9 protein-coding genes are annotated in these 13,070 nt (G+C 71.8%); 3 read left to right on the top strand and 6 right to left on the bottom strand.

What is annotated here, in order from left to right; translation table 11 throughout:
• Nucleotides 1-108: 108 nt before the first annotated feature.
• The 3 genes from WMF29_RS37470 to WMF29_RS37480 form a co-directional block, all read right to left on the bottom strand.
• Nucleotides 109-1,224: a hypothetical protein gene (locus WMF29_RS37470; RefSeq protein WP_437324897.1), complete on the bottom strand. Its 1,116-nt coding sequence runs from the start codon at nucleotides 1,222-1,224 to the stop codon at nucleotides 109-111.
• A gap of 616 nt (nucleotides 1,225-1,840) precedes the next feature.
• Nucleotides 1,841-3,943 carry a PPC domain-containing protein gene (locus WMF29_RS37475; protein WP_437324898.1) on the bottom strand — a complete coding sequence of 701 codons (2,103 nt, stop codon included), beginning with the start codon at nucleotides 3,941-3,943 and terminating at the stop codon, nucleotides 1,841-1,843.
• A 278-nt stretch (nucleotides 3,944-4,221) separates the two neighbouring features.
• Nucleotides 4,222-5,139, bottom strand: a complete 918-nt coding sequence (locus tag WMF29_RS37480; RefSeq protein ID WP_437324899.1) for a prephenate dehydratase — start codon at nucleotides 5,137-5,139, stop codon at nucleotides 4,222-4,224.
• 677 nt (nucleotides 5,140-5,816) lie between these two features.
• On the opposite strand from WMF29_RS37480, the gene WMF29_RS37485 reads away from it, so the two are divergent.
• A complete protein-coding gene (locus tag WMF29_RS37485; RefSeq protein ID WP_437324900.1) occupies nucleotides 5,817-6,371 on the top strand; it encodes a sigma-70 family RNA polymerase sigma factor in 555 nt (184 codons plus the stop codon).
• 12 nt (nucleotides 6,372-6,383) lie between these two features.
• On the opposite strand, the gene WMF29_RS37490 is transcribed toward WMF29_RS37485, so the two are convergent.
• Nucleotides 6,384-6,830, bottom strand: coding sequence for a helix-turn-helix domain-containing protein (locus WMF29_RS37490; protein WP_437324901.1), 447 nt, complete (start codon nucleotides 6,828-6,830; stop codon nucleotides 6,384-6,386).
• Nucleotides 6,831-7,221: 391 nt separating this feature from the next.
• Between WMF29_RS37490 and WMF29_RS37495 the strand changes: the two genes are divergently transcribed.
• A complete protein-coding gene (locus WMF29_RS37495; RefSeq protein ID WP_437324902.1) occupies nucleotides 7,222-7,857 on the top strand; it encodes a hypothetical protein in 636 nt (211 codons plus the stop codon).
• A gap of 70 nt (nucleotides 7,858-7,927) precedes the next feature.
• On the opposite strand, the gene priA is transcribed toward WMF29_RS37495, so the two are convergent.
• Nucleotides 7,928-10,375, bottom strand: coding sequence for a replication restart helicase PriA (gene priA / locus WMF29_RS37500; RefSeq protein WP_437324903.1), 2,448 nt, complete (start codon nucleotides 10,373-10,375; stop codon nucleotides 7,928-7,930).
• Nucleotides 10,376-10,853: 478 nt separating this feature from the next.
• On the opposite strand from priA, the gene WMF29_RS37505 reads away from it, so the two are divergent.
• Nucleotides 10,854-11,450: a DUF2231 domain-containing protein gene (locus WMF29_RS37505; RefSeq protein ID WP_437324904.1), complete on the top strand. Its 597-nt coding sequence runs from the start codon at nucleotides 10,854-10,856 to the stop codon at nucleotides 11,448-11,450.
• Between the two features lie 61 nt (nucleotides 11,451-11,511).
• Here the strand turns inward: WMF29_RS37505 and WMF29_RS37510 are convergent, their stop codons facing one another.
• A complete protein-coding gene (locus WMF29_RS37510; protein ID WP_437324905.1) occupies nucleotides 11,512-12,969 on the bottom strand; it encodes a serine/threonine-protein kinase in 1,458 nt (485 codons plus the stop codon).
• Nucleotides 12,970-13,070: the final 101 nt, after the last annotated feature.

The following is a 13,070-nucleotide window of genomic DNA, read 5'->3' on the forward strand; positions in this document are numbered from 1 at the left end:
GGTGTCATCGAACGGACAGCGTCGATGGCGAGGGGAGCCCGCCGGCGCGGCTCGAACGCGCCCGGCGGTCGGTCGACGCAGCTGTGGGAAGGAAGCGAGCCCGCTCGCTCAGGCCGGGTTCACCGCGATCTGCATCTGGGCGATCACGATGTCCCCTTCCATCACGGCCTTCGCACGAAGGCCGCTGTTGCCGGCTTCGTCGGCCTTGATGGCGCCCTGGTAGTAATTCGCCAGGCTGCCGGTGGTGCGCGCCTTGTACGGGTCGTACTTGGTATGAACGGAGTCGGTGAAGGCGGGATCGAAGTAGAACTGCGTCGTGAAAATGTGGTCTCCACCCTGGTACGTGGTGCGCCCCTTCGACATCGACCCCTTCTTGAAGCAGACGAAGTGGATGTGAACGTCGCGGCCGTTGTACCAGCCGGGGAAGATGCTCCGGAACGAGACGACGCCGTTCGCGTCCGTGGTCTGCACGCCGCGACAGAAACGGTCCGTGTTGTCGAGATCGTTCTGCCCCGGCCTGCCCGCGTACGGCGCGTCGGGCTTCTGCTCGTTGGCGCCACCCCTCGTCCCGAAGCCGCTGTAGAACCCCTGCCCGTCCGTGTGCCAGATGTAGACCTCCACGCCGGCCAAGCCCACGCCCTTGCCATCACAATCGGGCTTGCTCATGTCGAGCACGCGCAGGTGGAGATGCATCTCCACGCCGGGAGGCGCGCTCTCATTGTAGCGACCACGAATGTCCTGTCGGACCAGGGAGATGTCGTCGTTCTTCTCGAGCTCGTGAATGAAGAAGGGGCCCTGGCCGGCGCCGTCCGTCTTGTTGAGCGCCCTGCACGTCGGCACATTGTCGAACGGCGGCGCCGTGAGGCCGTCACCGCTGCCGCTACCCCCACCACCTCCCGTGCCCGGCTCGGAGCCTCCCTCGCCTGAGCCGCCCGAGCCCGCCGTGGCGCTGGTGCTGGCCGGTCCCGCGCCGCCCGAGCCCGCCGTGGTGGTGCCAGGGTCGGCCCCCCCGCCTCCCGAGCCCGAGCCCGAAGCCGAGCCCGTGGACCCGCTGCTCCCGGAGCTCGTGGAGCTTCCGCCGCCGGTGCCTCCGGGCTCCTCCGACTCGCCGCCATCTCCGCACGACACGGTGACGGCAATCACCCCCAGCCCCAGGAGCGCCTGGCGCCGGTCAACGACCTTGAACGACGGGCCCTGGGTCTCGGTATCTCGTTCCTTGCTCATAAGAAACTCTCCTCAGGTGGTCCGATGACCTGTCCGTCCGGCGGACAAGGCGCCGAAAAGGCGACAGCATCTTCCCAAGAACGGCGACAGTAAAGCATGGCGCCGCGGGGCGTGGAAGGCGGGACCCGAGCTAATCCCACATTCCCGCCCTCATGTAGTTATCCTCCGCTGTTTCACGCGCTTCGGCGCGTCATGGATCGAGGGTGACGGAGGCCTGCGCGCCACCCTGGATCCACGTGCGAAGGACCTCGATCGCCGCTGGGAATCCCGTGGTTCGGGCCGGCATCGGTCGCTTGTTGCATGTCCCCTGGCAGGAGGCCCCGCGGCCAGCGGCTGTGGAGTAGGACGAGGCCCCTTCGATGCACGAGTGCGTTGTGGATACGGCGCACTTTTGCAGAATGGATGCGAGTCGACAAGGGACCTTCTGTCGCCCGAGACACCAGGAAGGCGGGCTCTACCACAAGCGATGCCAGCACCCGACGTGGTCGACGCGCTTGCAGCCCAGACAGAGCTGCGAGAACGCGGTTTCAATGGGAGTCTTCACGATCCGGGCGTACTGGATGTCGAGCGTCGCGCGACTCCGCCGTTGGCGGGCGGCACGGCCGAACGGGGGGCGCTAGTCGTTCACCGCACGACCATGATCGGGCAGCGGTGGCCACACCATCCGCTGCCCGGCCGCGAGCGCGGGCGAACGATGGATGGCGGGCGGCGCCGCGAACGACGCCTCCGGCGTGCCGCCGGCCGCGGCGTCCCTCGGCCACCAGTCCATGCTGAGGTGGATGTGGTGATGGTGATATGGCCACCCCTCGCCGTACGCCATCCGGTCCGAGAAGCTCGCGAGCTCGTCGTCGGTGATCTTCCGCCGATCCCGGGCCGGAAGAGCGTTCAGCCTGGCCGCCGTCCTCGAGAGGAACGGCGCGATCACCTTGTCCACGCCGACGACGCGCGTGCGGGGCGAGCGGAACAGCCTGGCCATGAAGAACGCCTCGCGCTCGAGGTCGACGATGTGCTTCCGCTTCGCCGCCGAAGAGCAGTACCCGTCCTCGTGCTTCGACCCGTCTCCGCAGATGATCTGCCCATCGTTCGATCCGTCGGTCTGGAAATAGGCGATGTCGATGTTGCCACCCTGGTCGTGCGTCGACTCGGGGTGACGCGGGCTGTCGACGTCGTAGCCGGGCGTGACGCCGTTCATCTGGCAGACGTCGATCAGCGAGAGCGGCGTCGTGCCCGGGAACGCCCGCATCGTCTCGGCGAGGGCGTCCCGGACGAGCATGATGAGCTCGCGCCTGGCAAAGCGATAATTGCTGAACGTCTCCCAGACGTAACCGCCGCCGACCACCGAGTCGTCGGGGTCGGGGAACGGGAACGGCAAGAGCCCGCCGCCGCCCTCGCCGAAGCCGGCGCACTCGTCGAACGAGAAGCCGGCGTCCACGCAGCTCGGGCCATCGATATAAGGATATGAGGTCACGTCCAGGCCATAGGCGTTCTGCGCGCCGTCATGGCCGACGACCCGGACGAAGTACTCGGCACCACCCCGCTCGGAGTAGAATCCATAGAACTCGGTGTCCGTCTCTTGATCGCGGTACGAGTACGGATACTGCGCGCCGTCGCGCGAGCCGAGCAGGCGGCCCACGCCGTCATAGACCACCAGATCGATGTCCCCGGCGGCCTGACGGAACCGGATGCCCACGCGGACGATGGTCCGCTCCGGCACCACGATCTTGAACCAGTCCTCGTCCCCCTCGCAGAGGGTGAGCTCGTTCGTGACGCCCGTGGGCGCGGTCACCGCTGCTCCCAGGTCGTCGTTGGGCTCGAGGGCGTCGCCCTCGGCGCCGCAGCCGGAGGGGCCCTTGCGGCACTCGCCGCCATCGCAGGAGCTGCCCTCCGGGCACCAGCCGGACGGGACGTCGGGTGAGCACGCGACATCGTCCGATACGCAGAGCTCCCCGAGGCAGGTCGTGCCCTCCGGGCAGGTCGACGCGGCGTCGCAGCCAGCGTAGCAGGCCGACCTGCCCTCGCCGTCGACGGTGTGACACACGTAGCCAGGCCGGCAGTCGAGATCGCTGCCGCAGGTGTTCATGCACACGGGCGAGCCGCCCTCCGCCGCGGGGAAGCAGCCCGCGCCCGGCCCGCACTGGTCGTCGCTCTCGCAGTCGAAGGCGAGGCAGTACCCCTCCACCCAGCCGTTCGGCGCCGAGGGGTCCTCGTCGCGATAACAGGTCCCGCCGCGCAGCGAGCACGCCTCGTCGTCGTCGCAGGCCGCGCCGACCTCCCCGGCGCCGACCGTATCCTCCGCGCACGCCGCGCCGCAGGCCGCGTTGCACCCGTCGCCGCGCCGAGGAGAGCACAGGCCATGACGGTTCTGCACGCCATCGCAGGTCGCTGGATCATAGAGGGGATAACACACCCCCGAGTCGGAGAGGATGTCCGTGTTGAAGCAGCGAGAGCCGGGCGCGCAGCCCTGCTCGCTGTTCGGCCCCGTACACAGCCCCGCCGCGCGCTGCATGCAGATGCCGAGCATGCAGACGGCCGCCTCGCCGTCGCAGTCCGCATCGCAGCTGCAGCTCGCGCCGACGGGCTGGTGCTTCTGGCCCGCTCCGCCGCTCTGCAGCTTACTGTCGCCCGTCAACTCCGATTCCCATGGGTCCACATCACACGCTTCCAGAGAACCCATGAGCGCCGGCACCACAACGAAGAGCCATCGCCAATGCAGATCCATGTCACCCTGCCTATTGAGAAGTGCGAGACCGCACCTGGCGAGCGTTCTAGTCACAGGCGAGGGGTAACTGGTTATTGAAAAGAGCGCATGAGTCACGCGGGATACCCCGCGCGAAGATATTCCCAGCTTCGCAGCGGTGTTGTCGTCCCCGCGCGTGGGGGCGCCTACGCGATGAGCGGCAGGCGCACGTCCGCCGCGGCGGGCTCGCGGTCATCGGGCATCCTGGCCGCGCCGCGCCGCGGGGCCAGGCGATCGTCGGCGGGTCGACCCGGGGCGCTCTACTCGTACTTCTGGCTGACGCGGAACGAGCCGAGCGAGCGTACGCCCGTCGCATGCTGCTCGAGCAGCGCGAGGGCTTCCTTGAACGCAGGCTCCTCCGTGCTGCCCTCGCACTCGACGAGGAAGAGGTACTCTTCAGGGCTGTCGGGCAGCGCGCGAGAGACGATGCGCGTGAGGTTGATGTGGTGTCTCCCGAGCGCGGAGAGCGCCGCGACCAGGGCGCCCGGGCGGTGGTCCAGCCCGAACAGGAGCAGCGTCCGCCCCCCCGAGGCCGGCGGCTCCGCGGTCTTCCCGACGATGAAGAAGCGCGTGATGTTCTCGCCCTTCGCGCCGAGCTTCGGCACGAGGATCTCCAGCTTGTAGATGGCCGCCGCGCCCTTGTTGCCGATCGCGCAGGCCTCGCCGTCCTGCGCCGCGCGCTCGACCGCCTCGGCGGTGCTCTCGGCCTCGAGGATCTGCGCGTCAGGGTAGGTCTCGCGCAGCCAGTCGCCGCAGTGCTTGAGCGGGACGAAGTGCGAATAGATGCGCTTCGGCGCCACGCCCGCCCTGCCGAGGAGCGACAGCGTGACGTGCAGCGAGAGCTCCTCGCACACGGCGAGCGCGGCGCCCGTGCCCTCGCGGCGGATCAGCTGATCGACGGTGTCGTAGATCGGGCCGCCCAGCGCGTTCTCGATCGGCACGACGCCGTAGGTCGTGGCGCCGCCGGCCACGGCGTCGAACACCTCCGAGATGGTGCGCCGGGGCGTGAGGTCCGCGCTCGCGCCGAAGCGCCGGGACGCGACCTCGTGGCTGAACGTCCCGGGCCGCCCGAAGTAGGCGACCCGCTGGCGCGGCGCCGGGCCCTCCGCCGCGTCGCTCGCCGCGGGCGCCGCGCCGTCGCCGCGCGCCGTCCCTGGCTTCCCCGCGTCAGCCGACATGTGCGATGGGCGCCCCGCCAGAGCCCGCGCAGACGGTCACGACACGCCCCGAGCGGGGCGCGCCGCTCCGCCGTGGGGCCGGCATCCTTCGATGGAAGCTGTGCATCGAGCGCCGCCTGTCTACCGGCGCGATGCGGCGGAGTCCAGCGAGGAAAGCGGCGGCGTCTCGCCTGCCTGCCCGCGCGGGAGGCGCCCGCAGCCGCGGTCTGCCCGCGCGGGAGGCGCCCGCAGCCGCGGTCTGCCCGCGCGGGAGGCGCCCGCAGCCGCGCTGCACCAGGCCGCCGCCGAGCCCGCCCGCGCGGCGATCGCGCCGCAGCTGCCAGGCGGGAGCACCATCGTGCCCGACGATGCCCGAAGGTACCCTGGAGCAGTTCGGATGAGGAACGATCGTTACATCGCGAGAACCATCGTCGAACGGCGCTTTCCCGAGCGATTCGGCCTGCATGCGCGCGAATGCGCACGCGGAGGGCGGCGCAGGCAATAACCACACACGCATACATCTGACCACTTTTTCGATCAGATTTCGCCTGTGATCGCCCCGACCAGTTTTTGCAAGTTCCGTTTCTTGTGATAACGATCGTTACGCGATGTCGGGAACGGGGCGTCGAGGCCACGGTTCAGGGCCGCCGAACGACAGAGAAGGCGCCTATTGGCGGATCTTCAACAAGAAAACGATCGTGCTCGTGCGGCGATGGCTCCGCCTCCTGGGGGTTCCGCGCCGGGATCGCTGGGACATCGCCCAGAACGTGATGCTCGCGGCGCACGAGAGCTTCGGGAACTACGATCCGGAGCTCGGGCCGTCCGATCGCTGGCTGAACAAGATCGCGGTCCACGCCGCGTCCCACTACGGGCTGCGCGAGCGGCGCCGGAGGGAGGAGCCGTTGCCGGACGACTTCGACGCAGAGCTCGACGAGCCCTCGGCCGAGGAGCAGATCGTCTCGGAGTGCGATCGCCTGTTCGTGCTCGCGGTCCTGCGCGAGCTCGATGCCGAGTTCGGCGCGATCCTCATGGCCCACGACATCGAGGGCGTCCCGATGGCGGACTTCGCGAGCCGGGCCGGAATCCCCCTCTCGACGGCGTACAAGCGGCGGAGCCGAGCGCTCGCCGCATTTCAGCAGCTGGCCACGCGGCGCCTCGCGTCGATGCCCGGCGCAGAGACGCGGGGGGGTGGCCGGCAGGAGTCCGGCGCTGGGCCACCTCGCGTCACGGGCTGGTCCGCGCGGACGACGTGAGGGATCAGGGGCTCATCGCCCGCGCCGGCTCGATGACGAGGGGGTGGAGCCGCGCGACCCGCGCTCCTCCGACCGAGGCCGCGAGCGGAGCCGCGCGCGCTCCGGATCCTCGTTGATGAGCGCGAGGATGGCCTGCTTCTTCGGCGAGTCGTCGGGCTCGATCAACAGGAAGAGGAGCGCCTCCTGGAGAGCCTCGGGCGCGCGATCGAAGCGATCGGCGACGACCGCGGAGACCGGGCTCCTCCCGTCGCCGGGCAGGAGGAGCCGAGCATCGCAGTCGAGCCCCTGTGCGATGAGCGCCAGCGCGCCGAGCCCGAGATCGCGTTCGCCGCGCTCGACCTGCCGCAGGTAGGTCGCCGAGAGGCGCGCTTTCTCGGCGAACTCGGCGTAAGTGAGCCCGTGCAGCTGCCGGAGCACGCGAATGGCCCGACCGACCTCCTTGGGAAGCGCATCGCTCATGGCCGGCGCAGCCTATCAACTCCCGCCGCGGCCGGAAAAGGACGATCGCACGTTTCTCCCTGCATTCACGGGGGACACGCGTCGATGACCGTTACTTACTATAACTGATTCAGCTCCTCCAAGTGCGCCCGGGAGTGCGAGTTCTCGCGCTTCTCGATCGCTATGTCGGTGAGGAGGGGCGCTTGGCCGCCGCTCGGGTCGAGGCGCGGTCAGCGATGCGATGGTCGCGTCGGTTGCGTCGGTGGCGTCGGTCGCGTCGGTCGCGTCGGTCGCGTCGGTCGCGTCGGTTGCAGCCGCTGGGCGCTTCTGTCATTCCTGGCGCGTTCGCTGGCAGGATGTGCGCTGTATCGAGCGCGTGTCTCGGCCCCTTCGGGGGACGGCAAGGGGTTCGATGATCCGTCTGGAGCTTTCAGGAGAGCACACCCGGCTGCACTCGACGCTGTGCGCCCAGTGCCCGCAAGGCCCCGCGGGGTGCTGCGTCAGCCCGCCCGAGCTCGATTGGACGGACATCGGGCGCATCGTCTCCCTCGACGGCCGTGCCTGGCTGCTCGAGCAGATCGCCGCCGGCAACCTGCTCCCCGTGAGCCGCGGACTCGAGCTCCGGCGCGTGCGGAAGCGGGAGGAGCGCACGGCCCCGCGGCAGTCGAAGTGCGTCTATCACGGCGCGCGTGGCTGCACCGTCCCCGCCGAGCGGCGGGCCGCGACATGCAATTACTTCCTCTGCGAGGACGCCTTCGCCGAGCGCACGGACGGACAGACGGATCCTGCGTCCGCCGAGAGCCGCCGGGCGCACGCGCTCCTCCGGGACGTCTACGGCCGCTGGGACCGTGAGCTCGCCGAGGCGGTCGCCTCCCGCCCGGAAGGGCCGACGTGGGACGCGGCGTTCCTCGACTGGCTGGGCGCGGAGTTCGAGCGGCTCTCGCGCGCGTCGCGCGACGAGCTCGGCGAGCTCACCGCGCCCGGCCTCGCCGCGCCCGGCCTCGCCGCGCCTGGCGTCACCGCGCCCGGCGTCACCCTTCCTGGGTAGAGAGCGCCTCAGGCTGGGTAGAGAGCGCCTCAGGCGCAACGAGCGCGCCCGTTTCCCCGCGGATCGCGCGTCACAGCATGGCGACCGGATCCACGTCGATGATCACCCGGGCGTTCCGATCAAGGCCATCCCTTATCAGCCCGGCCAGCGCCGCGAGCGCCCCCCGGAGCGGACCGCGCTCGCGCGCCCTCAGGAGCACCCGGAACCGGTAGCGCCCGCGCAGGCGCGCGATCGGCGCGGCCGACGGGCCGAGCACCTCGACGCGCCGGGCGAGCCCTTCGGGGCAGGTGCGGGCGTGGGCCGCGAGCTTCGCCGCAGCGCCGCGCCCCACGCCCTCGTCGACCGCGTCGATCCGGAGCAGCGCGAGGCGCGTGGCGGGCGGATAACCCACCTCCTCGCGGTCGCGGATCTCCCGCTCGAGAAAGCCAGGCACGTCGTGCGCCGCGGCGAACGCGATGGCCGGGTGCTCGGGGTTGCGCGTCTGGATGAGCACCCGGCCGGGGCGGTCGCGCCGCCCCGCGCGCCCGGCCACCTGCACGAGCAGCTGGAAGCCGCGCTCGGCCGCGCGGAAGTCGGGCAGCCCGAGCGCGGCGTCGGCGTTCACCACGCCGACCAGGGTCACGTTGGGCAGGTCATGGCCCTTCGTGACCATCTGCGTGCCGACCAGGATGTCGATCTTGCCCTCGCGCATCCTCGCGAGGATCGCCTGCGAGCGATCCTTGCCGGCGACGTCGCGATCGAGGCGCGCCACGCGCGCCTCCGGGAACGAGCCCGCGATCGTGGCCTCGAGCCGCTCGGTGCCGAGCCCCTCGAGCAGCAGGTTCCGCGCGCCGCACGAGCTGCAGCGGTCCGGCAGCGGCCCCGCATAGTCGCAGTAGTGGCAGCGCAGCCGCCCCCCCTCCGGCCGCTCCTCGAGCGGCGCCGCCGGCGCGGGCGCGCCGGCCGGCGAAGGCGGGCGCGCGTCGCGGCGCCGCCCGCGGTGGTACGTCAGCGCGACCGAGCAGGCGTCGCACGTGGTCAGCGTCCCGCACGAGCCGCAGACGACGCTCGGGGCGAAGCCGCGGCGGTTCAGGAAGAGGATCGCCTGCTCCTTCGCCGCGAGCGTCTTCTCGAGCGCGCGGTGCAGCGGCAGGGAGATCAGCGGATCGCCCGAGGGGCCGGCGCCGAAGCGGCGGAGATCGACGAGGGAGACCTCGGGGAGGCTGGCCTCGCGGTGCGCGCGGTCCGGCAGGCGCAGCTCGACGAGCTTGCCGCGGCGCACGAGCGCGACGGACTCGATGGAAGGCGTCGCGGAGCCGAGCACGCACACCGCCCCCGCGCGGTGGGCGCGGAGCAGCGCCATGTCGCGCGCGTGGTAGCGCACGCCCTCCTCCTGCTTGAACGAGCCGTCGTGCTCCTCATCGACGAGGATGAGGCCGAGGTCCGGCACCGGCGCGAACAGCGCGGAGCGCGCCCCGATGGCGACGCGCACCTTGCCGACGTGCAGGCTCGCCCACATCGCGTGGCGGTCGGCGTCGCTCAGCCCGCTGTGCAGCACGGCGAGCTCGTCGCCGAAGCGGGCGCGGAAGCGCGCGACGAGCTGCGGGGTGAGGGCGATCTCCGGCACCATGACGAGCGCGCCGCGGCCCCGCTCGAGGCAGCTCTTGATGGCGCGCAGGTACACCTCGGTCTTGCCGGAGCCGGTCACGCCGAAGAGGAGGAACGCGCTCGGCCGCGGCTCCTGGGCGATGCGCCGCGCCTCCTGCCCGACGGGCCGCGGCTCCTGGTGGGTGCTCGCGGGGTGCTCCCCTCCCCCGGCTGGCGCGGGCAGCGCCGCGAGCGCCGCGTCGATGCGCGCCGCGGCCTCGGCCTGCGCCGCGTTGAGCTCGGGGGGCACGTCGCGCTCCTCGGCGCGGCGGAAGAACGGGTCGCGCGGCGGCTCGCGCTCGTCCAGGGTGACGAGGTTGCGCTCGGCGAGCTTCTTCAGCGCGCTGCGCGCGTTGCCGAAGCGCTCCTCGATCCGCGCGACCGGCTGCTCGCCGTTCGCGCGGAGCAGCGCGAGGACCGCCGCGGCCTGCCCGCGGAGCGTGCCGGGCTCCTCGACCACGTCGGTCGCGCTCGCGTACGCGACCTTGCGGCCGCCGACCTGCTTGGCGCGGCCGAGGTCGAGGACGCCGTCGAGCTCCCCCTGGGCCTTGAGCGCGCGCACCTGCTCGCGCTCGATCGCCGGCAGCGCGAGGCGGAGCACCTCGCCGATCGGCGCGAAGTAGTAGGCGGCGAGCTCCTGCAGGAAGGCGAGCAGCTCCGCTGGCAGCGCCGGGCGCGCGTCGACGAGCGCCGCGAGCGGCTTGATCTTCGACGGATCGATGGCCGCGCTGCGCTCGCTGACGGCGAGCACCACGCCGAGCAGCTTGCGCCGATGGAACTCGCAGAGGACGCGCGCCCCCGGTCGCACCTCGCCGGCGAGCGCGGCGGGGACCTCGTAGGTGAAGGCCTGCGAGAGCGGGACGGGCACCGCGACGTCGGCGAGGAGGGGCATCGCTCCGGGAGGGCCGCGCGCGGCGCGGCACGGGCGAGATACCAGAGAACGCCGCCCAGGACGAGGAACGCAGGGCATGCGCGCGGGCACCCGCGCTGGGCCCGGAAAGGAAAGAGTCCAAAAAAAAGCGCCGCCGGGGCCTCGGGGGGGGGAAGGCCACGCCGGCAGCGCTGGCCGGACATAGAGCACCGTCCATGCCATCCGCGAGATTCGCGATCCGAACGTATTTCACTCCAGATGGGTCGCTCGCTTATTTCGAACCTGAAATTTCGGCAGAGCACCCTTGCAGAAGCGAAGTGTGCGGCCAGCTCGCGCGTCGCAGACGCACGCACCGCGGGAGGGGATGGGAACGCCCTACCCGCTCCCGCGGGGTCCGCCGATTGCTCGGGCCCCGGTCAGGGGTTCACCGCTGGACGGTCGGCGGGGCGGGCGCCATGCGCTGGAAATCTGCGCAGCCACGCGCCCCGGAGGAGGGGACATGATCGGAACCGCAGTCTTGGGGGGAATCGAGGAGCAGGACTGGATCGACCAGATCGCCGACCCGCTTCAGCGCGGGATCCAGTCCGTGCTGAGGCGAGCGCCCACGGTCGCCAAGGTGCTGCATGGCGAGTTCCTCGGGCACCCCTTGCACCCGGTGCTGGTGACCATCCCCATCGGCGCCTGGTCCTGCGCGCTGGTGCTCGATCTCGCCGGCATCGGCCGCAGGCGGCGCTTCCATCGGGGAGCGGACGCGACCGTGGCCATCGGCCTCGGCGGGGCGCTCGTGGCCACCTTCGCCGGGCTCGCCGACTGGAGCACCACCCTCGGCCCCGCGAAGCGGATCGGCTTCGTCCACGGCGCCTTGAACCTCGCGATCGCCGGCATGTACGGCGCATCGCTCGCCTCCCGGGCGATCGGGCTGCGGTCGCTCGGGATCGCGCTGTCGACCGCGGGGTTCGGCCTCGCGGGGGCGAGCGGCTGGCTCGGCGGAGAGCTCATCTACCGCTACGGCGTCGGCATCGGCAACGACGCGTGCGCGCGGAAGCCGGAGATGCAGGTTCCCGTGCCCGAAGCGCCGATCGCCGACGCGGGTTGACCGCGACGAGCGCCGGCGCGCCCGACGGGAGCGAGATACGTTCTCCTCGCCCGGGCGGGCGCTAGCGCACCGCGAGATAGCAGCCCGCGATGACGAGCGCGGCGAGGACGAACAGCAGCGCGCCGAGCAGGAGCAATGGCACGAGCCTGCGCTGCTGCGGGCGGGCGAGCGAGGGCTGCGCCCTGGCCCAGGGCGGCGGCTCGGCCACGGCCCGCGCGGCGGGCTCTGCGCCCTGCGCGCCGGCCGCCCTCGTGAGCAGCGCGGCGGCCTCCATCGCCGGCGATGCTGCCATCGCCATCGCGCCCTGCGCGATCGCGCCCTGCGCGCCGCCCTCCACCGCGCTCGGCGTGACGGCCCCCCTCGCGCTCGGCGCGAGAGCCACGGTCGCGATCGGCTCGATCACCACAGGCGGACCGAGCTCCAGCGCGCGCACCGCACGCTCTCGCGCTCGGCGGGGCGCGACCAGCTCCGTGCCGAAGTTGTCCCGCAGCCACGCCCCGAAGCGCAGCGGGCTGGCCGTCAGCTCGGCCGCCGCCGCGTAGGCGACGATGTCCTGGAGCATCGCCGCCGCGCTCGGGTAGCGCTCGTCGGGCGCGACCGCGAGCGCCCGCGCCACGATCGCGTGGAGCGCCGCCTCGTCGGGGAGCCCGCGCTCCACGAGCGGCGGGATCGACGCGCGCCGCGCGAGCTCGAGCAGATCGCCACGCGCCGCCTCCTTGGAGAGCGCGGCGCCGGGGCCCACGCTGTACATGCGCCGGCCGGCGAGCAGCTCCCAGAGCAGGATGCCCGCCGCGAAGACGTCGGATCGCGCGTCGACCGCGTCGCCCCGGGCCTGCTCGGGGCTCATGTAGCCGGCCTTGCCCTGCAGCGCCTCGTCCATGCTTCCGCAGCGCTCGTGCGCGCGGGCGATGCCGAAGTCGCAGAGCTTGATCTCGCCATCGAAGCTCAGGAGCACGTTCGACGGCGAGACGTCGCGGTGCACGACGCCCTTCCGATGGGCGTACGCGAGCGCCTGGAGCGCCTCGGCGATGATCAGCAGCGAGAACGCGACCGGGAACTTCACCTTCTGGCGCGCGCAGCGGCGGAGCAGCTCGCGAAGGTCGAGGCCCTCGACGTACTCCATCGCGATGAAGAGCGAGCCGTCCTCGCGGCAGAGGTCCTCGACCTGCACGATGGACGCGTGGCGCAGCCCCGCCGCGAGCCTGGCCTCGCCCGCGAGCATCTCGACGAAGCGCGGGTCGTGCGCGAACCTCGGGGCGACCTCCTTGATGGCGACGAGGCGCGCGGCGCCGAGGTCCGTGCGCACCCGGGCCAGGTAGAGATCGGCCATCCCTCCCTGGCCGATGTGATCGAACAGCGTGTAGCGGCCGATCTGGCACGGCAGCAGCCGCCCTCCGCGGGGCGCCGCCCGGCGGCGGGGAGCCTCTTCGCGCGCGGCGCCGAGGGGGAGAGCGGGCAGGCCGGAAGGCGGGTACGGGAGCGTGCCTCCGCGACGCACATCGAGGCGATCGATCTGCACGAGCCGTCGTCGCAGACTTCGCCCGGGCGGGCCAACTAAGTGGACGCCGCGCCGTTCAGGCCCTGCGCCGCGCAGTCCACGTCGGTCCACGTCGGTCCACG

It is taken from the genome of Sorangium sp. So ce381, from assembly GCF_051473845.1.
In the GTDB taxonomy this organism is placed as follows: domain Bacteria; phylum Myxococcota_A; class Polyangia; order Polyangiales; family Polyangiaceae; genus Sorangium; species Sorangium atrum.